This is a genomic window from Paenibacillus sp. ClWae2A (assembly GCF_032452295.1).
Lineage (GTDB): Bacteria > Bacillota > Bacilli > Paenibacillales > Paenibacillaceae > Paenibacillus.
On the sequence record NZ_JAULSQ010000001.1, the window covers coordinates 89,317 to 113,480 of the forward strand.

Here is a 24,164-nt window from a genome sequence, read left to right on the forward strand (position 1 = left end):
TTATACGGAATAGGGTTGACACCATCTCACCTCCCATGTAATATATGAAAAGTCGTCACACACGAATTACATCAAATTGCATATATCATTTCGTATAACCTCGCAGGCCGAAAGTGTACACAGGGCGAGGGTCTCTACGGGAAGCCTATACTTCCTAACTACGATGCCAAGGAATCAATGTATTCCTTGCTCGTAGTTAGGATTTTTTGCATTTAGATGGTGTCTGTGACCTTGGCATGAACCAACATGCGGGCGTATTTTTCTTATCATCAGGAGGTTTATTCACAATGAAATATTATCTGTCCGTTCTCGCGGGAGCGATGAGCTATGGCATATTATCCACGATTGTGGTTCTGGCGTACGGCGAAGGATATAAACTTGGTGAGGTTGTGGGAACACAGTTAATCACGGGTTTTCTTCTTTCCTGGATGCTGGCGCTATACACACGGTTTAGAACCAAACGCAAGTCACAGTCAAATGGCAAAGCATCAGGAGCCGTGGCACAGGTATTCAAGCGGTTGACGTGGAAACAACGTCTGTTATTGATGGCTGCCGGAACACCAACGGTAATTACAGGTCTTGTGTATTATCAGTCTTTACGTTATATCCCGGCTTCACTTGCCATTATCCTGTTGTTCCAGTTCACATGGATTAGCGTGTTGATTCAGGCGATAAGCAAACGTCAACGTCCAGACAAAGTCACGTTCCTGACGTTGATCATTCTGTTTGGTGGAACCTTGCTGGCAGCAGGTTTCCTGGAACAAGGATTGGGTGAGTTCAACGGTCTGGGTATTGCTCTTGGACTAATGGCAGCTGTAAGTTATTCCCTGTTTGTCTTGTTCAGCGGCAAAGCGGTTCCTTCAGCGCATCCAGCCTTCCGCAGTGCGTGGATGGTTACAGGCGGATTGATCCTGCTGTGCATTTTGTTCCCGCCGACATTCCTCTTTAACGGATTGATCTGGAGCCAGTTGCTTGTATTTGGATTGCTGCTTGGATTCTTCGGGGCATTCATTCCACCAGTACTGTTCGCTATCGGCGTTCCGCATATTGGTGGTGACATGGCCGGAATCCTGGGTGCAGTGGAACTTCCAATTGCAGTATTGTTATCCTCAATCGTGCTCCATGAGCATGTCAGCGGATTGCAATGGTTCGGAGTTATTATTGTGCTCATTGGTGTGGCCTTGCCAGAGTTGTATAAATTACGTATGAAACGAAGTCGCAGTCGCAGTAAACCGATCTATTCCTAATTCATACGAAAAGGAATATTGCGAAGCATGAACGGGAATACCCGTAGATAAGCCTGAGAAATCAGGCTTTTTTGATTGAAATATTTTTGCTCAATCGCAATAGCCCAGAGGGGTCATTTTCATTGTCATGCGAATCAGGTATGCTTAAAGAATACATCCGTCTGTTGATTGAATATTGATGGGACATCGAATGAGGAGTGTTTATATGAAAAGCTGGTTTGGAAAAACATGGCCTTGGTTAACACTGGGTCTGACCGTTGTTGTACTGCTTGGATCATTTTTGGTTTATTTTATGGGCAAAGACGTATCCCCGGGATCGGGAAGTGCAGTAACAGCACAAGCCGAGACTCCGGAGGATTTGAAGGGATATGAAGTCATTGATGTGGACGTGAGCAACGATGGTTTTGGACCAGACGTTATCGAGGTGAAAGCTGGCGTACCGACCAAAATCAACTTTATCCTGACCCGGTCGGTGACACATGTGAAATCAGTGGGTTCACAAAAGCTTGGCATGGATCTATACATGCAAAAGGGACCCAATTATTATACGGTCGACAAAGATCTGCCCAAGGGAGAATATGAGATCCATTGCGGCATGTACATGATATATGCAACGATTAAGGTCGTATAAGCAGAAGGAGCAAGGTTTCGGGTCACCGAGCTTTGCTCCTTTTTTTGGTGCGTGATATCATGAGAAAGTGGGTAAAATCGATCAGGAGGTGGCGAAATGAAAGCGCTATTTATTGGAGGGACAGGCACCATCAGTACGGCCATTACCGAGATGCTTGCACAGCAAGGCTGTGAACTGTATTTGATTAATCGCGGCAATCATAACCATGACTTACCTAAGGAAGTCAACGTACTTCAAGCGGATATTAATGACGAGCCGCGTGTAGCGGAACTGATAGCTGATCTGGAATTTGATGTTGTGGCAGATTTTATCGCTTTTGTACCGTCTCAACTGGAGAGAGATTACCGTTTGTTCAAGGATAAAACAAAGCAATTTATATTTATAAGTTCAGCATCAGCGTATCAGACTCCCCTGGCTGATTACCGGATCACGGAAGGGACGCCTTTATCAAATCCATACTGGGAGTATTCTCGCAACAAGATTGCCTGTGAAGACTATCTGATGAAACAATATCGTGAGCATGGATTCCCGGTGACCATTGTGCGTCCGAGCCATACGTATGGCGACAAATCGGTACCTCTCGGTGTTCATGGTGCTCAAGGCAGCTGGCAGGTTCTCAAGCGTATACGTGAAGGCAAACCCGTTATCATCCATGGAGATGGTACCTCACTGTGGACCATTACGCACAATACTGATTTTGCCAAAGGGTTTATCGGGCTTATGGGTAATATCCATGCCATTGGTGAATCGGTACATATCACCTCGGACGAATCCGTCACCTGGAATCAGATTCATGAGATTATAGCCGGCGTGTTGGGCGTTAAGCTTCATGCGGTACATGTACCCTCTGAGTTCTTGGCAGCATGCAGTGACCAGGATCTTCGCGGCGGTTTGCTGGGGGACAAAGCCAATACCGTTGTGTTTGACAACAGTAAGTTGAAACGGCTTGTTCCGGAATTTGTAGCAACGATAAGAGCCGATCAGGGCATTCGAAGTACGATTGAACACATTCTGGAGCATCCTGAATTACAGACCGAAGATCCGGAATTTGATGTATGGTGTGACAAGGTCGTTGGCGCATTGGACGAAGCGTTATTAAAGATCAGAGATGAGAAATGAGAAGTAAGGCGTTCATGATCAAGTGTTTACATTCATGCGCTTAATCGTTATAATCAAGAAAAAATGACACTTGTTAGGGGAGGCACCCCAACTTAGGACATCGTTCCTTTGTTGGGGTGCCTCCCTTTTTTGTGTGCCAAAAAGGAGAGTAGACGTTGAAGAAATCAGGAAAACGTGTGAAGAAACAAGCGGAACAGCTAACCAAGGTGGTACTGGCATTTGCGTTATTGTCACCTCAAGCCCTATTGCTTGATTGGGGCGCAACCACGGTAATGGCTGATACGGTTGAAACGATCGGGATTGTATCCGATACGTCCAGCATGAAGGCTGTACAGTCCTCCAAGGTGAAAGTGGAGATGAACAGTGATGGTAAATACAGAATTGTATTACTACCAAACACAAATGTATTTTATGGCGGCGATACAGGGAATGTATCCACCATTATCGACCACAACGGATCTCCCGTGAACTTCAAAACATTACCGCTGAATTATTACCGAATTAACAATAATGTGATTGAAATGTCCCGGCAAAAGGACAATGTGGAATATATTTTGCGTGTATCTATCGTTAATGCTACCTCACAAGGTGGGTACATGAAGGTTGAACTGGAAGCTATCAACCGTAGTGGAACGGCACTGAATCTGGGAGGAACATTTTATTGGGATACGATGGTGAATGGCAATGATGCATCTCCGTTTGAAGTCATCGAGAATGGATGGCGCAATTATAGCGGTGGTGTTCAGGTAACGGCTTTTTATGCCAATACGTACAATGTTGTGAATGCAGATCGCATATATATGGGCCAGTACAGCAGCCCAGACAGCGCCCAACTCACAGGAGGGTCTTCACCTTCAGCGTTCATTCCAGGCCAGACCGTTACGGCGAGTGATACAGCTGCACAATTTTGGTGGGACGCCAAGACAACAGCAAATCAGGCTTCACGTAAATTTTCAACGATTGTGGGGATTGGCCCCAAAAATGCTCCACCTTCATTTGCCTTAACAGCACCCTCTTCGGGTCAAACCTATTACAAAGGCGAGCAACTTCAGATCTCTGGTACAACGCGAGATACGGATGTAGGCGACTTGTTGACCGTGAAATGGTCCATTGATGGTGGGTCCGAGAACATTCTTACCCAGATGACCGCAACGGGTTTAAATCAGTCTTTCAACACCAATTACACATTGCCTGACACCCTGCCAGATGGCACACACACATTGCAAGTATGGGTCATGGATGACAAAGGTGGGGTGTCCTCCGCAGGAACCGTTAACTTTATGGTAAGAAGTTTTGTTGTGCCCGGAACGCCGACATATACATTGGTTAATTCTAATAACTTGACGGTGAATTGGGATAAGAAGGCGAATGATGCATCCGTTACTTATGAACTGAAGAATATGACGACGAATCAGATCGTGGATACAGGTACATCAAACAGTCGGCAGGTGACTGGGCTCACGCCAAATACCAGTTATTCTTTTGCCGTACGGGCCAAAAACTCAAGTGGTTCCTATACGGGTTACTCCAGTCCAGCTTCCAAGCATACACTGGCCAATCCACCCGCGGCTGCGGCTGTGACACAATCAGGCAACTCTGTTACAGCGAGTTGGAATAATAATAGCAACCCTGCGGGCACTCATTACAAAACGGAAATACGTAGTCCAGGCGGGCAAGTCCTCGCAACGGGAACAACAACTTCCACACGTACAGAGTTTGCCCTGACCGGACTCGCGGATGGAAAATATGAAGTATTTGTGGCGGCAGTGAATGGAGAAGGAGTACAGACCCCATTTATATCCGCCGGAGAGATGATTAAAGATACGACGGGTCCAACTGCCCCATCTGTTACAGTCACTCCATCCTCATGGACCAAGGAGGATGTTCTCGTCACGGTTGAAGAGGGAAAAGATGCCTTGAGCGGAACTCAAAAGACTGAAGTGAAGGTTGGTCCAGCAGGAGAATGGCGTGAATACAGTGCTCCGTTTACCGTAAGCAGCGAAGGCAACACAACAGTTATGGCTCGCAGTATGGATGCGTTTGGTAATACAGGACAGGAAACGGCTGTGACAGCCAGAGTAGATCGGACGGCACCAACGCCACCTGTTATCTCGCTGAATCCGCCCGAATGGACAAAAGCGGCGGTAATCGTGACATTAACGGAAGGTACGGACGAAGCAAGTGGCATTGGTCTGACACAGTATAAGCTGGGAAGCGAGGGAGAATGGATTGATTACAGGACCCCTTTTGCACTCAGTAAAGAAGGGACAACCGAGATTTATGCACGAAGTGTTGATCGGGCCGCCAATGTTAGTGCTTCCACTTCGGCAACAGCCAGAATCGACAAGACTGGGCCTGAGCAACCAACGATTACGTTAAGTGAAGAGGATTGGACGAATCAGGATGTAACTTTTGTAATAAACAGTGGTGAAGATGCAGGCAGCGGGCTTGCCAAGAGCCAATATCGACTTAACGAAGAAGGCCCCTGGATCGATTACACGGGCGAAGTGACGGTTACCGATGAGGGAGAAACGATCGTATATGCACGCTCACTTGACCGTGTAGGCAATATAAGCACGTCCGCTCAGGCTACGGTTCGAATCGACACGACAGCTCCAACCGAGCCGGTGATTAGTTTAAGTTCTTCTGGATGGAGTAAAGAACATGTGCAATTCAATATCGCTGGTAGTGTGGATGAACGAGCGATATCCTATGAATACAGCATGAATGATGCCCCGTATATGACAGGAAATACCGGTACAGTAAGTACAAACGGGGCTACCACCATTCGGGCCCGAGCGAGGGATGCCGTTGGCAATGTGAGCAAGGAAGTCAGTCGAATCGCCTATGTGGATCAGATGGCTCCAACGATTACATTTGCTCCGAACGGACATGGCTGGACGGACACGGACATATCCACTACCATTCAGTATGCCGACGCCCACTCAGGCGTTCAGGAACTGGAACGATTCTATCAAGTTACGAACAGTGCAGAATCACCGGATCATTGGCTTGAAGCTCGCTCTGACGAGCATAAAATATCCATCGAATCGGAAGGCATATGGTACATCCATGCCAAAACCATGGACAGAGCAGGGAATACATATGAGACAACAACATCACCTTACCATATTCAACGCAAGCCCGAGCAACCGAGTCATGTGAGAATGACACAGATCACTGAGACATCAGCTGAACTTACAGTGGATTTACCGACGGGGGAAAGGTATACCGATGGATATCAGTATGAGATATCGAATAAAACGACAGGACAGTCATGGACACTGGACTATCCTAAGCACAGTATAATCGATCACTCCCTAAGCGGTGGTCAGGTCTATGAATATGAAGTTAGAGTGAGAAACCATACCGGAGTAAGTGATGCAGTAAGCGCTCAAGTATTAACTACTCCGACAGCTCCCGGAACGTTGCACGTTCGAAAAGTAGATTCACAGCCCAATTTGGCCGAGATTCAATTTGATCCAGTACGAGGAGCAGATGCTTACCGCATTATTGCGACTACTTCAGACGGTGCCATCGTATTTGATCAGACAGTATCTGATCCTGACAGCCTTCCCTATGTCAGCAACCTCATTCCAGGAACCATTCATAACATCTCGGTAACGGCAATGAATGAAAGTGGAGCAGGTGGTAGCAGCAGAACCGGATTTCTCACACTGCCGGCAATGCCCGGTGAGTTTATGGCCGTTCAAATTCAGGATCATGATATTTCATTAGAATGGGAGACAGTGACTTCTGCAACGTATTATGGTCTTTCACGCGATGGAACAGCTATATATGAAGGAGAGCAGACGGAGTATCTGGACTCGGGTCTGGATAGCGGAACGGAGTACAGCTATGCGTTAATTGCCGGAAATGAGACAGGACCAGGGCCGTTGGCAGGTTTACCTTTGCTCAAGACGTTACCTGGACAGGTATCCGGCTTACAGGTATCAGATGCTTCCACAGCGAGCCTTCGTCTGAATTGGGAAGCAGTACGAGGAGCCGATCGTTATGAGTTATGGTTGAATGGAGAGAAGTCGGGAACGGTTCCTGCCGGAACCCAAGAATGGGTCTTTGCGGGACTGAGTTCAGGAACATCTTATCAACTGGATGTACAAGCAGTGAATGGAAGTGGACAAGGGATGCGCAGTTTGGTATCAGGAACAACGCTACCGGAGAGCCCGTCGGGACTTCACGTTGTTCAAGTAACTGAACAGGGAGCGATCTTGAGCTGGGAGCCTGTAGCTGGGGCAACGAAATATCGGGTGGTCATCGATGGACAGAGCCATGAGATATCAGATACACAACTCGCAGTCTACCATCTGTCAAGCAGTCGTGAGTATACCTATGAAGTACAGGCAGGCAATGCTGCCGGGTACGGTGCATCCACCAGTAGTACAATTCTTACGCTACCTAGCAGGCCGGAAGGACTGAATGTCATATGGACGGGTGAAACAAGTATGGGACTTGCATGGCAAGCTGTAGATACGGCAAATCTCTATATTGTGAAAATCAATGGAACAGAAGTGGGCAGAACATCAGAACTGACCTACACGGCTGAGGAATTGTTGCCGGGTACAGAGTACGCTTTGGAAGTTCAGGCTGTGAATGCTTCTGGATCAGGTGAAACAGCTCAGCTCATCCGATTGTCCAAACCTGTGTCGCCTGCCGAAGTACTTGTTGATCCAGGAGTACATCGGGCAAAAGTTTCCTGGTCTGTCGTGGAAGGTGCCGCTGAATACGTGATCGAGCAGAATAGCAAGGAGATCTATAGAGGAATGGAGAATGAAGCAACGATTACAGGGCTCCAGGATGGAACGTGGCATCGCTATCAACTATGGGCGGTCAACAGACAGGGAACTCGTTCTGAAGCGACGGATGTATCTCTGCTGACTTTGCCTCAGAAACCCGATAAGGTTCCAGTATATGATGTGGCAAAAAACAGCCTAGGTCTGGATTTCAGTAACACTGGTGTCCAAGGGGCAGATCATTATGTCATTGAACGGGATGGAAGAGAGATCGCTCAGATGGATTCAAGTGAAACCCAATTCGTAGACAAGCATCTGTCGCCAGGAACGAAATACACTTATGTCATTCGGGCAGTCAATGCGAGTGGAACGAGTGCGCCGCTTACTTTCAGTATAATGACTCAAACGTTGCCATTAGTTGCAGAAGGTATCACAGTGAAAGCCGGAACACATGCGGTGGATCTGGCTTGGGATGTTGTTAAGGGAGCGGCTGCATATGAGATTCGTAATCGGGTAACGGGAGATATACAGAGCGTGTCTGAACCGTCTGTACATCTCAATAGTATGCTGGATGGCACAGCGTATGAATTCGAACTTGTTGCGATTAATGAAGATGGCCATCGGTCAGAGTCTATTCAGATTCAGGTTTTAACGAAACCTATATCACCTCAGACGGTAGGTATAACACACATTACAGATCAGACTGCGGTACTGGACCTGACTGGAAGCTCCACACGGGGAGCAGAGCAATTCATCATTATGCGGGATGGCGTTGAAGTCGCTAAGGTTCCAGCAGATCAGGCTTCATTTGAAGATCATGGACTGACACCAGGAGAGCATTACTCGTATACCATCAAAACATCGAATGCAACGGGGGAGAGTGATTCCGGTTTCGAAGTTCAATTGCGAACGTTGCCAGCAACCATCCATGAACCTTTACATGCAAGCAAGATTGGGGAAAAGGAAGGATTGATCTCTTGGCCAAAGGTACAAGGCGCGGAGGGATATACCATACGTATCGGAGATCAGATCATCACCACGATTGAAGAAGGGGATATCACAGAGGTGAGATTAACTCATCTGGAGAGTGCAACCCGATATGATCACGTACAGATTATTCCTTATAATACGGCTGGTTCAGGAAGCTCAATGACCGTGACTCCTTTTTACACCTTGCCTCATGTAGATTCGCTGGAAATGAAGATATATCCTGAGACTGATCACGCCAAACTGGAATGGGACTTCCCATTTGGGAACGAAACTTTCGTTGTATTGCTGGATAGTACAGAAGTATACCGAGGCAAACAAAAAGAGTTTATTATTGATCAACTGGATGCAGGCAAGCAGTACCCGATTGAAATCTACACAGAGAATGATCAGGGAGATACATCGGAGAAGCTGGCGTATTCTGTCCTGACCAAGCCAGCAGCTCCTGTCAAAGTGGAGTATCATTCGGCGAAGGACCACATTCGTCTTTTATTGGAACAGAGCCGGGTCGAAGGTGCCGAGCAGTTCATCATTGAGCGTGACGGTGTAGAGGTTACTCGTGTTCCTGCAGACGAACTGTTCTATGACGACAAGGAACTCGAACCGGGCGTGAACTATATCTATACAGTTAAGACCATGAATGCCTCGGGCAGTAGTGATGGTGGTTATTACCTTCATGCCATGACTTTGCCCGGTAGTGCTTCTTCTCCTCCTGTAGTAGAGGGACGTTCGATGTATGGTGCAGACATTGTATGGGAACTGATTCCTGGTGCTGCGGGTTATCGGGTCTATCGAAATGAAGAGCTTGTGGGGACAACAACGGAGACATCCATACATGTGTCAGAATTAAATAGTGCAGAGCGTTATACTGACTTTGCAATCATTCCATTCAATGAGGCAGGGGAGGGTGAGGCGCTCCAGGTTCCGGAATTCGAGACTTTGCCTTCCGAGGAACTGACAGTAGCAGCCATAGCGCAAGGTACTAATACGATTAAGCTAACTTGGGAACTGGATTCAATGAATGAGGTAATTGTGATCACCCATAAAGATCGTGAGATCTACCGTGGCACGCAGCGCAGTTATGTATGGACAGGGCTAAATGCCGAGCAGCATTATGAGGTGGTTGTATGGACAGAGAATTCAGCGGGTGAAAAAAGTGAAAGCAAACGGGCAGCAGCCATGACTTTTCCGTATCCACCATCCGCCTGGAGCGGTGGCGGTGCAACCCCGAGTCCAAACGTTACATTGGAACAAGCCGATGAGGTGAGTTCACAACCTGAACCGTCTGAGCAACCTGATGTACCTGCGAAAAAAAATATCAAATTTATTGATATCAGCCAAACATTCAATAGAGACCAGATCACCTGGCTGGCGGAACAAAATATCATTCAAGGTGTAAGTGAAACACGCTTCGAACCACGCCGTCCGATCACACGTGCAGAGTTTACCGCATTGATTGTGCGTTTGATGGGTGTGGACACAACGGTTAATGAACAGCATGGATTCCAGGATGTGAACGATGATGATTGGTTCGCTCCTGAGATTAAGGCAGCCGTTCATCATGATATGGTTCAAGGGATGGGGAACGGCAAATTCGCTCCGTATGCGCTGGTAACACGTGAACAGGCATCCAAGATTATAGCAAATGTTGTTCGCAAAATCAGACCGGAACCGCTGACTTCCCCAAGAGCGTTTACCGACCAGACTGATGTATCATATTGGGCCAAAGAAGAAGTGCAGGAACTTGCGGGTTTGTACATGATTACCGGATATGAAGACGGCAGCTTCCGTCCCATGCAGCATTTAAGCAGATCGGAAGCTGCAGCGCTGATCTTCCGCTTAAATAAGCTGATTCAAGTCATGGATGAGAACCGTACAGATCAAGTGGAGAAAGCGTCAGCGTTCGATCGTCATATCTAGATTGATTTGATTCTTACATGTGATACTGCGATCATCGCCAGTAATGCCATTACCGCTTGATTGGTTTTTAATGCTATAATGGTTGCCAATATGATAAAAAAAGGGTAATGAACAATGGTGATGAATAATGAATAATAAATTTATCCGGATATATCAAGATATTGCAGATCGTATTCGGACCGGAGAGATTGAGGCAGGTACGCTGCTTCAATCGGAACTGGACCTATCGGAAAGTTATCAAACGTCTCGAGAGACTATTCGCAAGGCATTGAAAATGTTGTATGAAGAAGGTTATATTCAGAAGATTCAAGGCAAGGGTTCGATTGTACTGGACATACGCAAGATCGATTTTCCCATCTCAGGTCTGGTTAGCTTCAAGGAATTAGCCAAAAAAATGGGACATCGCGCTCAAACGTATGTGAAGGTTTTTGAAGAGCAGCAGGTGGATCAGGCGTTGCACAAGAAAATTAACTTTGGTCTGAATGAACAGGTCTGGGAGATCAGACGTGTGCGTAAAGTGGATGGAGAGCATGTCATACTGGACAAAGATTACATCAGCCAGCGGCTTGTTCCTGGGCTCAGCAAAGAGATCTGTAATGATTCCATCTATGAGTACATTGAGCAAGAGCTGGGGCTTTCCATTTCGTTTGCCAAAAAAGAGATTTTGGTGGAAGAACCCACCGCTGAGGACAGGGAACTGCTTGACCTTGAAGGGTTCCATAATGTGGTTGTGGTGAGGAGCCAGGTGTACCTGGAGGATGCCAGTCAATTTCAGTATACGGAGTCGAGGCATCGACCGGACAAGTTCAGATTTGTGGATTTTGCACGTCGAAGATAAGTTAATCAAGATCGATCAGAGAGTACCTTTCACTGCATTATTCAGTGGACAGGTACTCTCTTTGGTTATGTGGGAATCCGAAGATCGTCCATCAAGAACCGCTTAATGTCAATGTTCTTCCTGCACGTCGAAGCGTATGATCACAATATATACGAGGCCGAGGAGTGAGCGAGTTGAATCACGTGACAGCGACACCAAATGTTCGCATATGGGAAGAACCCAGAGATATTCTAACCTATGGTACAGGTAAACCGGACAAAAATCCGATGTTTCTTGAAAAGAGAATCTACCAGGGAAGTTCGGGTAAAGTGTACCCGCATCCCGTGATCGACAGCATTGAAGATGAGGCCCAAATGAAGTCGTATCGATTAATTATTCTCGAAAATGAATATGTACGTATCGAGATGATGCCCGAACTGGGGGGACGGATCTATCGTGCGCTGGATCGGACCAACAACTACGATTTTGTATATTATAACCGGGTGATTAAACCTGCGCTCGTGGGTCTGGCAGGGCCATGGATTTCCGGAGGAATTGAATTCAACTGGCCACAGCATCATCGGCCCAACACATTTGGTCCAGTCGACTATACATTTAGCAGTAATGAAGATGGAAGCGCTACCGTGTGGGTGGGTGAGATTGATCGCATGTATGGCACCAAAATGACCGCTGGCTTCACATTACATCCCGGCAAAGCCTATCTTGAAATCCATGCCGAGGTATACAATCGCACCAGCGCACCTCAAACTTTTCTATGGTGGGCCAACCCGGCTGTAGCCGTCAACGATCATACGCAATCCGTGTTTCCGCCTGATGTAACGGCTGTGCTGGACCACGGAAAACGGGACGTATCCCGCTTTCCCATCGCAACCGGCACCTATTACAAAATGGACTATTCCGAAGGTGTGGATATCTCGCGATACAAAAACATACCGGTTCCCACATCCTATATGGCTTATAAGTCGGATTATAATTTTGTAGGGGGTTATGACCATGGGATTCAGGCAGGTTTGTTGCATGTAGCCAATCATCATATTTCTCCGGGCAAGAAGCAATGGACCTGGGGGAACGGGGAATTTGGGCAAGCCTGGGATCGTCAGTTAACGGACGAGGATGGACCTTATATTGAATTAATGACCGGGATCTATACCGATAATCAGCCTGATTTTACATGGTTACAGCCTTATGAAGCGAAATCATTTTCACAGTATTTTATGCCGTATAAAGGAATTGGTATGGTCAAAAATGCATCGATTGATGCAGCGGTTAATCTGGAAAAGGATGAAACGACCGGAATGGTAACCGTGAGGGTATATGCGACGTCGGTTTTTGAACAAGTGACCGTTGAAGTGATAGGTCCAACCACGGTATATCTCCATGAGAGATGTAATATCTCACCTACGGAACTATATAAATCTTCATTTCCGTGGAGCGGACAAGATGAATGGCATCAGTTGAAGTTAAGTGTTCGAAGTGCGGAAGGAAGAGTACTCGTGGCCTATCAGCCTGAACGTTCTGAGATTCAGGAAGTTCCAGATCCGGCCACACCACTCCCGCTACCATCCGAGATTCGTACGAATGAACAACTATATCTGGCTGGTCTTCATTTGGAGCAATATCGGCATGCCACGTATGAACCGGAACCTTATTATCTGGAAGGGTTGAAGCGTGATGCAACGGATATTCGTCTAAACATAGCGTATGGCACATTGCTGCTGCGTAGAGGGTTGTTCCAAGATGCAGAGAAGCATTTCAGACAGGCCGTTCAATCGCTGACGTGGAAAAATACGAATCCGTATGATAGTGAAGCATTTTACCAACTCGGTCTGAGTTTGAAATTACAGGGGAAACAGGAAGAAGCCTACGCAGCACTGTATAAAGCCGTATGGTCTGCACAGTATCAGGATACGGGTTATTACATGCTTGCTCAGATCGATACGGGGCAACATCGCTACATCGAAGCTTTGGATCACATCGAACGTTCGCTGATTCGTAACACCAGAAATTATAAGGCTCGACATCTGAAAGTGGCTTTGCTGCGTAGATTGGGTCAAGATAAGCAGGCGATCCAATATGCGCGTGAGACATTGACACTGGACCCGGTTGAATTTGGAGCTGCACATGAATTAGTCCTGATCTACAGTGGAGCAACTGAACCTTCAGAGAGAGAACAAGCGGAGCAAGCGCGTGAGCATTTCCATCGTCTGATGCGAGGAGACGTTCATAATTATCTAAATCTAGCCGCGGATTACGCGGATTGTGGGTTGTGGGAAGAAGCACTGACGGTACTCTCCTATGTTGAATCCGAAAATTCACAGCCGTATCCTATGGTTGGTTATGCCCAAGCCTACGTGTATCGTCAACTGGGGGATGTGGAGCAGGCCCGGGAATATCAAAAGCAGGGGAAAGTTGCTCCAACGGATTATTGCTTTCCTAACACGTTATTTGAATTCATGGTACTTCAGGATGCATTGGCAGTGGATTCGAATGATGCGCGTGCTCACTATTACCTGGGAAATTGGTTATATGATCATAAACGCTATGAGGAAGCAATCACCCATTGGGAAACTTCACGCGAGGTGGATGCATATTCGACTGTACATCGGAATCTGGGTCTGGCTTATTATAACAAGCTGAATCGCCCCGATCTTGCACTGGCATCACTAGAGGAAGCTTTCCGTTTGGATTCACTGGATGCCCGAATCTTCTACGAGTTGGATCAATTGCACAAGAAGATAGGGTATTCCTGCGAGCATCGAATCAAATTGCTGGAACAACATATGGAGTTGGTTCACCACCGTGATGATCTGTATATCGAGTGGGTGACTTTATTGAATATGCAAGGTAGTCATCAAGAAGCATGGAATGCACTTCAGACCCGGCGGTTTCATCCATGGGAGGGTGGAGAAGGCAAGGTAACTGGACAATATGTTACTGCACTGACGGGACTGGCGAAGCAAAATCTGGAGAAACAACAACCTGAACTAGCATTGGAATTGTTGAAGAAGGCTTTGGTTTACCCGGAGAACTTAGGTGAAGGTAAATTGGAAGGAGCCGGAGACAACCCAGTTTACTTTTATCTTGGCTGTGCCTACCAGCAACTGAAGAAGAATCAGGCGGCAGAGGAGAGTTTTCAGAGGGCGTCAATCGGTTTGAATGAACCGGCAAGCGCGATGTTTTATAATGACCAACCGCCGGAATCCATCTATTATCAGGGCCTGGCCTGGCAGAAGCTTGGCAATGTGAAGGAAGCAAACCGACGCTTTAACAAACTCATTGACTATGCGGAAAGACATATGCATGATCACATCCGAATGGATTATTTTGCGGTATCTCTGCCCGATTTCCTAGTGTTTCACGACGATCTAGATCAGCGAAATGAAGAACATTGCCGATACATGCGAGCATTAGGTCTTCTTGGCCTTGGTCGGACAAGTGAAGCCGAACTTGAGTTGGAAGGGGTTCTGGAGAAGAACCCCAATCATCAAGGGGCAATCATCCATCGATAATTGATAATCGATTCTACCATATCCCATCTATACCAAAGGAGTTATATAATCCATGAACGATAGTATAGCAGGAAGCCATATTCGCTTTACATTGGACGCGGAAGATAAGGACATTCGTGCGGGTCGTATGACTGGCAGTGGCGGCAAAAGCCCACGAGGGGAATCGTATGATTTTACCAACTATTATATGACTCGTAATGCTAAACCGCATATTCCCGTGGTAGGTGAGTTTCATTTCTCCAGATTCGCTTACTTGCAGTGGGAAGAAGAATTACTGAAGATGAAGGCAGGCGGGGTGAGCATTGTCGCTTCCTATGTTTTCTGGAATTTTCACGAGGAGCAGGAAGGCGAATTTAATTGGTCAGGAAACCTGAACTTGCGGCACTTTGTGGATCTATGCGGCAAACATCAGCTGCCATTGATCGTGCGGATTGGTCCATTCTGTCATGGGGAAGTTCGTAATGGCGGGATGCCAGATTGGTTATTCAGTTATCCATTTGAAGTGAGATCGAACGATGAAGGGTATCTGTATTATGCCAAGCGATTATATCGGGAGATTGCCCGTCAGCTCAACGGCTGTTTTTATCAGGAGGGTGGCCCTGTTATCGGGGTACAGTTGGAAAATGAGTACATGCACGCTGGCGCACCCATGGATACCTGGGGTTATACACGTGACAAGTACATTTCCTCTGGTCGGGACGGGCGTGAACATCTGAAGTTGCTTCGCCGTATTGCCGAAGAAGTCGGTATGCACCCCATGTTCTATACTGCCACGGCCTGGGGGAATGCTGCGGTGCCTGAAGAAGGAACATTGCCCATGCTCGCGGGGTATGCTTACACACCATGGATTCCCAATCAACCTCCAAGCCGGGAGTATTTATTCCGGGATCTTCATATGAATCCTGTGGAAGAAGTGGATTATGACAGTCTGGAGTACCCTGCTGCGTATTGTGAGCTTGCTGGTGGCATGCAGGTCAGTTATAACGCTCGTCCGGTTGTTGATGCGGACAGTGTCGAGGCGATGACCATTGTGAAGCTGGCAAATGGCAGTAATCTGGTCGGATATTATATGTATCACGGCGGTACCAATCCGGTAGGGCAAAAATCTTATATGAACGAACAGGCATTGCCGAAAATGACGTATGATTACCAAGCCCCACTCGGAGAATTTGGACGTATTGGTGAATCGTATGACCGCATTCGAAGCTTGTCCATGTTCCTAGAAGCATACGGTGAGTTGCTTGCCCCAATGGGCTGTGTTGTACCGGATGGTCAACATGCGATAACACCTGAGAACACGATGGATATGCGTTGGTCTGTTCGCCAACAAGATGGCTCGGGATTCCTGTTCATGAATAATTATCAGGATCATGTGGCGTTGCCTGATCGAGATATCCAATTGGAGCTGCATACCAGCAAAGGGACTGCTTTTTATCCAAGAGAAGGAACGATGCAGCTGAAATCCGGCATGGCGGCTATTCTGCCTTTCCATATGAATTTGAATGGAATGAAGATCATTAGTGCTACCGTTCAGCCACTGACCCGATTTATGGTAAATCAGGAGCTTACGGCAGTCTTTTATGCCCATGAAGGTATGATGCCTGAGTATGTTATTGATGCATCATCTGTTACAAATGTGGAGATGCCCGAAGGTAAAATATCGGAGCAGGGGAATGAAGTTGTGATTCACCCGATTGCAGGCAAGGACCATCATCTGCGAATCACAACATCGGACGGTATAATCATACGTATCATTACATTGACCCGTGAAGAGGCATTACATGCCTACCGTTTCTGTGTGGGCGGAGAAGATAGGCTTGTAATTAGCAGCAGTCATCTGTATGTACAGAATGAGATGCTCATATGCACATCCGTGGAACAACCAGAGATGGAGGTATCCTTTTATCCGGCTCCAGAGCATATTTCAGCTTCTACATATGCTGTGTCATCCCAGTCGAAGCAGGGAATATTCAGTACTTACACATTCCAAGTTACGCCTTATGAGCCTGCTGTAGAGGTTGAATATCCGAAAGAGTATGCAGCAACACTGAGATTGGACACAGCGTGGCCGGAACAATTAGATGACGTGTGGATTGAGATTGATTATAAAGGTGACGTTGCTGCAGCACATATTCATCATCAGATGTTAACAGATCATATTCACTATGGGCACAACTGGATGCTTGGTTTGAAGCAATCCCGTCATTTGCTGGCTGATCACGCGCTTCGTCTGTCTATAACCCCAATTCGAAAAGGGACGATTGAGCGTTATGTGAATCAGGCTTATGTGGAGCGGTTTAAGGGCGTGGAGGTCGGAAAGTTTAATGAGATTCGGGTGAGACCACAGTACCGGGTTGGGTTGGTATTGGCGGGAGTTAAGGAAGACATTTAGTCTAAATCAGGGATTAAACAACAGATAAACAAGACTTAAACAAGAGTTAACTGTCGTTAATAATACAGAGGGTTCTTTCTCCGAACGATTGTGAGGGGAGAGAGCCTTTTTTGCTGTGTTATGTAAAAACAAATGATTCCTAATCATGGTAAAAAGATCTTGACTGGTAAGCGTTTTCAACTTATTATAACTTCATAACCTTAACGATAAAGTTTATTTAAACTAAATAACGTAACTTATATAAAGTTAATTGTGATTTATTTAATAACCAAAAAACTTCTATTACCAACGATTTTAGTTAACTTTTTGCCTGGAGCAAGGTTAATTGAAATAAAAAAAACAAATACAGGAGGTTCCAAACGAATGGTTAATCTGAAAAAGTGTACAATCTTCACGGTTATTGCTGCTCTTATGTTCATGGCATTGGGGAGTGCCGCCCCTAAAGCATCTGCTGCTACTGGATTTTATGTAAGCGGTAACAAGTTATATGATTCCACAGGTAAGGCTTTTGTCATGAGAGGTGTTAATCACGGACATTCCTGGTTCAAGAATGATTTGAATATCGCTATCCCTGCAATCGCCAAAACAGGTGCGAATACGGTACGCATTGTTCTTTCGAATGGTAGCCTGTACACCAAAGACGATCTGAACGCTGTTAAAAATATAATTAACGTGGTTAACCAAAATAAAATGATAGCTGTACTCGAGGTTCATGACGCCACAGGGAAAGATGACTATAATTCGTTGGATGCGGCAGTGAACTACTGGATTAGCATTAAGGAAGCTTTGATTGGCAAAGAAGATCGGGTAATCGTCAACATTGCCAATGAATGGTATGGAACATGGAATGGAAGTGCGTGGGCTGATGGCTACAAAAAAGCCATTCCGAAACTAAGAAATGCGGGAATCAAAAATACGCTAATTGTGGATGCAGCCGGATGGGGACAGTTCCCTCAATCCATAGTGGATTATGGACAAAGTGTATTTGCAGCCGATTCTCAGAAAAACACCGTCTTCTCCATTCACATGTATGAGTATGCTGGCAAAGATGCTGCAACGGTCAAAGCCAATATGGAGAATGTGCTGAACAAAGGATTAGCTCTGATCATTGGTGAATTCGGGGGATATCACACGAATGGTGATGTGGACGAGTATGCCATCATGAGATATGGTCAGGAAAAAGGGGTAGGCTGGCTTGCGTGGTCTTGGTACGGAAATAGCTCCGGTCTGAACTATCTGGACATGGCAACAGGCCCGAACGGAAGCCTAACGAGTTTTGGCAACACCGTAGTTAATGATACCTATGGTATTAAAAATACTTCCCAAAAAGCGGGGATTTTCTAATCCGCCGATGAAACAGGAACACTCTGACGTTCACGTCAGGGTGTTTTTTTAATAAAAGTGCTTAATCCACTATGACTTTTGAATATTTCCGTTTAGTTTTAACATCTTTGTTTTCAAAACAAAACAAAGATGTTAAACTCAGATTAGGAATAAAACAAACATTATCGGAGGGAAACAAATGGTACAGAGTTTATGGAATGCATCGCAGGCATCTGAGAAAACAACAGGACTTGAGCAGTTGGTTTACCGATCCAATCTGATTGGAACTGATCGCAGTGTATGTAACATCTACGGTGGCAATACGTCTACCAAAACGACAGTGAAGGATTTTCGTGGTCGTGATGTAGAAGTAATGTATGTGAAGGGAAGCGGCTCTGATCTGGGTTCCATGGAAGCGAAACATTTTACCGGACTTGGGCTCGAAGACATTCGACCATTAATTGAACGTGAATCCATGTCGGATGAAGAGATGGTTGAATATCTGGGACATTGCATGATTGATGCCAAGCACCCGCGCGCCTCCATCGAGACTCTTCTGCATGCGTTCCTTCCATATAAACATGTGGATCATACTCATCCGGATGCGATTATCAGCCTTTGCTGTGCGCATAACGGCAAGGAATTGGCGAAAGAGATCTACGGTGATCGATTTGTATGGGTGCCTTACGTACGTCCAGGGTTTACGTTATCTAAAATGATTGCTGAAAGCGTATTCTCGAATCCCAATGCCGAACTCGTACTGATGGAAAAACACGGACTTGTGACTTGGGGAGAAACATCCGAGGAATGTTACGCTCAGACCATCAAGATCATCAATGAAGCCGAAGCATTCATCGAAGCACGGGTGGACGAAGGGAGTTTGTTCGGTGGTGTGAAACACCCGGCACTGGCCGCTGATGTTCGTCGTCAGATCGTATCACGTGTAATGCCAACAATTCGTGGAGCGGTATCGGATAGCAAAAAAATGATTTTGTCCTTTGACGATCAAGAGGACGTACTTGCTTTTGTTGGCGGGGCGGATTCTCCGCAATTGTCTCAGGTGGGTGCGGCTTGCCCGGATCATCTGGTACATACCAAAGTGGTACCTCTGTTCATCGATTGGACACCGGATGTGGAAGATATTGAAGGCTTAAAAGCCAAGCTGGTAGAAGGTGTCGCGGCCTACAAAGAGCAATATCAACAGTATTTTGAGAGCAACAAAAACGAAGGTGATGTCATGTTCGAAGCGGCACCACGCGTTATCCTCATTCCAGGTGTGGGCATGATCAATACAGGCAAGAGCTGGGCGCTTTCCCAAGTAAGCGGAGCGTTGTATCACAGAGCCATTGCCGTTATGCGTGGAGCTACTAGCCTGGGTCAATTCGTATCGCTCAGTGCAAACGAATCTTACAATGTGGAGTACTGGCCGCTGGAGTTGTACAAATTGTCTCTGGCTCCGGCAGAAACCGAATTCTCCCGTAAAGTGGCGTTTATCACAGGTGGAGCAGGCGGGATCGGAAGTGAAACAGCACGCAGATTGGTATCTGAAGGCGCACATGTGGTGCTTGCTGATCTCAACCTGGAGGGCGCACAGAAAGTAGCACAGGAAATCAATGATCAGTACGGTGCGAATCGTGCTTATGCGCTGAAAATGGACGTAACCGATGAGGAAGCCGTTCAATCTGCTTATGCAGATGTTGCTGTGCAATATGGCGGAGTGGATATCATCGTAAATAATGCAGGATTGGCCACATCCAGCCCATTTGACGAAACGTCCCTGAAAGAATGGAACCTGAACATGAATGTACTGGGCACAGGGTATTTCCTCGTGGCTCGTGAAGCATTCAAGCTGATGAAACAACAGGGCATTGGGGGAAGCATGGTATTTATCGGGTCCAAGAACTCGGTGTATGCAGGTAAAAGTGCTTCTGCTTACAGCTCAGCGAAAGCGCTGGAAGCACATCTGGCACGTTGTATTGCAGCAGAAGGCGGAGAGTATGGCATTCGTGTCAACACGATTCTTCCAGATGCCATTCTACAGGGGTCAGCGATCTGGAACGGTTCATGGAGAAATGAACGTGCAGCGGCATACGGGATTGAACCGGATCAATTGGAAGAGTATTATCGCAAACGGACGACATTGCTCGTGAATATCTATCCAAGAGATATTGCGGAGGGAATTGCATTCTTTGCTTCTTCGAAATCCGAAAAAACAACCGGTTGTATGATGACCATTGATGGCGGTGTACCGGCAGCATTTACACGTTAAATTAGGAGGGTTCTTGCGGATGGATAACCAAGTCAAGCAAGCGTATGAAGCAGCCAAGGCATTGTATGCCCAGCACGGAATTGATACGGAAGAGGTACTGAACAAACTCGCGGAGATCAAAGTATCCGTACACTGCTGGCAAGGCGATGATGTCAAAGGTTTTCTGAATAAAGATGGGGAGTTAACAGGTGGTATTTCCGTGACAGGTCAATATCCGGGGGCTGCGACCACACCTGCAGAACTTCGTAACGATCTGGAGCAAGCTTTTGCTCTGATTCCCGGCAAACATAAGGTCAATCTGCACGCGATTTACACGGATACCGACGAGCAGGTTGAACTGGATCAGATTGAGCCAAAGCATTATGAGAACTGGGTGAAATGGGCCAAAGAACAAGGACTTGGTCTGGACTTCAACCCAACATGTTTTTCCCATGAAAAATCAAGTGACGGGTTCACGCTCAGTCATCCAGACTCTGAGATTCGCAAGTTCTGGATTGATCACTGTAAGGCGTCCCGCCGGATTGGTGCTTATTTCGGGGAACAGCTTGGTCAGACTTGTGTAACCAATGTATGGGTACCGGACGGATTCAAAGATAATCCGGTTGATCGGTTGACACCACGCAAACGTCTCAAAGAATCGCTGGATGAAGTATTCGGCGAACCACTTAACCCGGAGCACAACCTGGACGCGGTAGAGAGTAAGTTGTTTGGTCTGGGTTCGGAAGCATATGTGGTGGGTTCTCATGAATTTTATATGGGTTACGGTTTGCAAAATGATACGTTAATCTGCCTGGATGCGGGTCATTTCCATCCAACAGAGGTTATTTCCAATAAACTGTCGTCCTTGTCTTTGTTTACAAGTGGCATTCTGCTTCACGTAAGCCGCCCGATGCGTTGGGATAGTGACCATGTGGTAATTATGGACGATGAGTTGCTGGAAATTGCCCGTGAACTGGTTCGACATGATCTGCTTGCGACCACACATATTGGACTGGATTTCTTTGATGCAAGTATTAACCGTGTAGCTGCATGGGTTGTGGGGACTCGCAACACGATCAAAGCCCTTCTCCGAGCGATGCTCGAACCGGTGGATGCTTTGAAACAAGCCGAGTTGGAAGGGGATTACACGTTGCGCCTTGCCTTAACGGAAGAGTTCAAATCCTATCCGTTTGGCGCGATCTGGGACTACTATTGTGCTCAGCAAGGCGTTCCAGTTCGTGAAAAGTGGATCACCGATATCAAAACCTATGAACAAGACGTATTACTACAGCGTGATAAATCATTGGTGTAACCGCATTTATTTTTCGTATAAACCACTATGGAATGAAAATTCCATGGTGGTTTTTTTGGCATAATCACGCTGAAATGCATAACTGAGGCGATTGCTTCCATACTAGGAATATAGATCCGTATCGTATACGATTGCCACGCAGAGGAGGAATAACAGAGTTGAATCTAGCCCACAACAAACTGTATATCGCTGCACTTGGCGGCGTGAATGAAATAGGGAAGAATATGTATTTCATCCAGTACCATCAGGACATCATCGTGATTGACTGTGGTTCGAAGTTTCCCGATGAAACATTGCCTGGTATTGATCTGATCATTCCGGATGTAACGTATCTGCTGGAGAACCTAGATAAAGTAAGGGGTCTTGTAGTTACCCATGGACATGAAGATCACATCGGTGGCATTCCCTATTTATTAAAACAAATGAACATCCCGGTGTATGCATCTAGGCTCACTCGTGGGCTGATCGAACTTAAACTGAAAGAGCATGGGCTGCTGCGCAAGGCCGACTTGCATACGATCGATGCTCATTCCAGCATTACGCTGGGAGGGATCGAGGTTTCTTTTTTCGCAACCAGTCATAGTATACCGGATTGTCTTGGTATCTTTTTTCAGACTCCAGCAGGCAATGTTGTGCATACCGGAGATTTCAAATTTGATATGTCGCCTGTACATGGACCTTTCCCTGATCTGCACCGTATGGCCGAGATTGGCAAACAGGGTGTCCATATTTTGCTCTCCGAGAGTACCAATGCAGAAAGACCTGGATTTACACCTTCCGAGCGTGTTGTGGGAGACCACATTCTGGATGCCTTTATCCGTGCAAAACAAAAAGTATTCATTTCTACTTTTGCGTCGAATGTCAGCAGGGTACAGCAGATTGTGAATGCAGCATTCGAGACGGGGCGCAAACTGGCACTGTTGGGCAGAAGTATGGTTAATGTGGTATCGGTGGCCAGTGAATTGGGGTATTTGCAAGTTCCTGACGGATTGTTGATTGAAGCTATCGATTCGGATCAGTTTCCACCTGAACAAGTCGTTGTATTATGCACCGGTAGCCAGGGAGAAGCGATGGCAGCATTGTCACGCTTGGCATCCGGTAAACATCCTCACGTAAGAATTAACGCCGGGGACACGGTCATTATTGCTGCCGGAGCCATTCCGGGTAATGAACGAAATCTTGCACATGTAATTGATAACCTGTATGTTCTCGGAGCACGTGTGATATATGGTTCAAGTGGTGCAGCAGGAATGCACGTCTCCGGACACGGCAGTCAGGAAGAACTCAAATTGATGCTTACTCTGATGAAACCGAATTACCTGATTCCGATCCACGGTGAGTTTCGCATGTTGTATCAACACAGACTGCTTGCTGAATCCGTAGGTATAGAGCGTGATCATGTGTTTATCGTGAATAATGGGGATATGGTCCAGTACAAAGACGGCATTGCTTCGCTGGGTCCCAAAATTGCATCAGGGAACAGTCTCGTAGACGGTCTGATCATGGGTGATGTCGGCAATATTGTACTGCGTGACCGCAGGCAACTGTCATCCGATGGCATGCTGGTAATAGTAACCACATTGAGCAAAACGGAAAAACAGATGGTCACGTCACCTGAAATTATCTCCAGAGGGTTTGTATTCGTTAAGGACTCGGAAGAATTCATGCATGAGATTCATGAGCTGGTTTTAAATCGGATGGGTGAATTAACCGCGGCTGGCGTGAATCAGTGGAATGTGATCAAAAGAAAGCTAAAAGACGAGATCGGTCACTATATATACGCTCAAACAAAGAGAAGACCTATGATCTTGCCTATTATTATTGAAGTTTGAGTCAGTAGGAATAGGCATTATCCTTGCCGTGATGGTCTGTGCAAACGTGTTATAT

General features: G+C 46.5%; 11 protein-coding genes and 1 riboswitch. All 11 genes read left to right on the plus strand.

Annotation, left to right across the window (positions count from 1 at the left end; genetic code table 11):
- Positions 1-70: 70 nt before the first annotated feature.
- Positions 71-181: riboswitch (purine riboswitch) on the plus strand.
- Positions 182-287: 106 nt separating this feature from the next.
- The 11 genes from QVE09_RS00370 to QVE09_RS00420 all read left to right on the plus strand — a co-directional run bounded on the left by QVE09_RS00370 (position 288) and on the right by QVE09_RS00420 (position 24,109).
- Positions 288-1,247 (plus strand): EamA family transporter, encoded by a 960-nt coding sequence (locus QVE09_RS00370; protein ID WP_315935160.1) that lies wholly within the window; start codon positions 288-290, stop codon positions 1,245-1,247.
- A gap of 205 nt (positions 1,248-1,452) precedes the next feature.
- Positions 1,453-1,878: a cupredoxin domain-containing protein gene (locus QVE09_RS00375; RefSeq protein WP_017688751.1), complete on the plus strand. Its 426-nt coding sequence runs from the start codon at positions 1,453-1,455 to the stop codon at positions 1,876-1,878.
- 96 nt (positions 1,879-1,974) lie between these two features.
- Positions 1,975-2,997: an SDR family oxidoreductase gene (locus tag QVE09_RS00380; RefSeq protein ID WP_315935161.1), complete on the plus strand. Its 1,023-nt coding sequence runs from the start codon at positions 1,975-1,977 to the stop codon at positions 2,995-2,997.
- Positions 2,998-3,152: 155 nt separating this feature from the next.
- Positions 3,153-10,655, plus strand: a complete 7,503-nt coding sequence (locus QVE09_RS00385) for a fibronectin type III domain-containing protein (RefSeq protein ID WP_315935162.1) — start codon at positions 3,153-3,155, stop codon at positions 10,653-10,655.
- A 127-nt stretch (positions 10,656-10,782) separates the two neighbouring features.
- On the plus strand, positions 10,783-11,493 hold the full coding sequence (gene treR, locus QVE09_RS00390; protein ID WP_315935163.1) for a trehalose operon repressor: 711 nt from the start codon (positions 10,783-10,785) through the stop codon (positions 11,491-11,493).
- 173 nt (positions 11,494-11,666) lie between these two features.
- Positions 11,667-15,002 carry a DUF5107 domain-containing protein gene (locus QVE09_RS00395; protein WP_315935164.1) on the plus strand — a complete coding sequence of 1,112 codons (3,336 nt, stop codon included), beginning with the start codon at positions 11,667-11,669 and terminating at the stop codon, positions 15,000-15,002.
- 52 nt (positions 15,003-15,054) lie between these two features.
- Positions 15,055-17,394 (plus strand): beta-galactosidase, encoded by a 2,340-nt coding sequence (locus tag QVE09_RS00400; RefSeq protein WP_315935165.1) that lies wholly within the window; start codon positions 15,055-15,057, stop codon positions 17,392-17,394.
- A gap of 411 nt (positions 17,395-17,805) precedes the next feature.
- Positions 17,806-18,738 carry a glycoside hydrolase family 5 protein gene (locus tag QVE09_RS00405; protein WP_397387001.1) on the plus strand — a complete coding sequence of 311 codons (933 nt, stop codon included), beginning with the start codon at positions 17,806-17,808 and terminating at the stop codon, positions 18,736-18,738.
- A gap of 178 nt (positions 18,739-18,916) precedes the next feature.
- Positions 18,917-20,986, plus strand: a complete 2,070-nt coding sequence (locus QVE09_RS00410; protein WP_315935167.1) for a bifunctional aldolase/short-chain dehydrogenase — start codon at positions 18,917-18,919, stop codon at positions 20,984-20,986.
- 19 nt (positions 20,987-21,005) lie between these two features.
- Positions 21,006-22,277 carry an L-rhamnose isomerase gene (rhaA, locus tag QVE09_RS00415; RefSeq protein ID WP_315935168.1) on the plus strand — a complete coding sequence of 424 codons (1,272 nt, stop codon included), beginning with the start codon at positions 21,006-21,008 and terminating at the stop codon, positions 22,275-22,277.
- Positions 22,278-22,435: 158 nt separating this feature from the next.
- Complete coding sequence (locus QVE09_RS00420) at positions 22,436-24,109, plus strand: ribonuclease J (RefSeq protein ID WP_315935169.1); 1,674 nt, start codon at positions 22,436-22,438, stop codon at positions 24,107-24,109.
- The last annotated feature ends 55 nt before the right edge of the window (positions 24,110-24,164 follow it).

Bases quoted from the DNA above. Each gene is read 5' to 3' on its own strand.
- QVE09_RS00405 (WP_397387001.1), top strand. From the start codon at position 17,806: ATGTTCATGGCATTGGGGAGTGCCGCCCCTAAAGCATCTGCTGCTACT.
- treR (WP_315935163.1), top strand. From the start codon at position 10,783: ATGAATAATAAATTTATCCGGATATATCAAGATATTGCAGATCGTATT.
- QVE09_RS00410 (WP_315935167.1), top strand. From the start codon at position 18,917: ATGGTACAGAGTTTATGGAATGCATCGCAGGCATCTGAGAAAACAACA.
- QVE09_RS00380 (WP_315935161.1), top strand. From the start codon at position 1,975: ATGAAAGCGCTATTTATTGGAGGGACAGGCACCATCAGTACGGCCATT.
- rhaA (WP_315935168.1), top strand. From the start codon at position 21,006: ATGGATAACCAAGTCAAGCAAGCGTATGAAGCAGCCAAGGCATTGTAT.
- QVE09_RS00400 (WP_315935165.1), top strand. From the start codon at position 15,055: ATGAACGATAGTATAGCAGGAAGCCATATTCGCTTTACATTGGACGCG.
- QVE09_RS00375 (WP_017688751.1), top strand. From the start codon at position 1,453: ATGAAAAGCTGGTTTGGAAAAACATGGCCTTGGTTAACACTGGGTCTG.
- QVE09_RS00370 (WP_315935160.1), top strand. From the start codon at position 288: ATGAAATATTATCTGTCCGTTCTCGCGGGAGCGATGAGCTATGGCATA.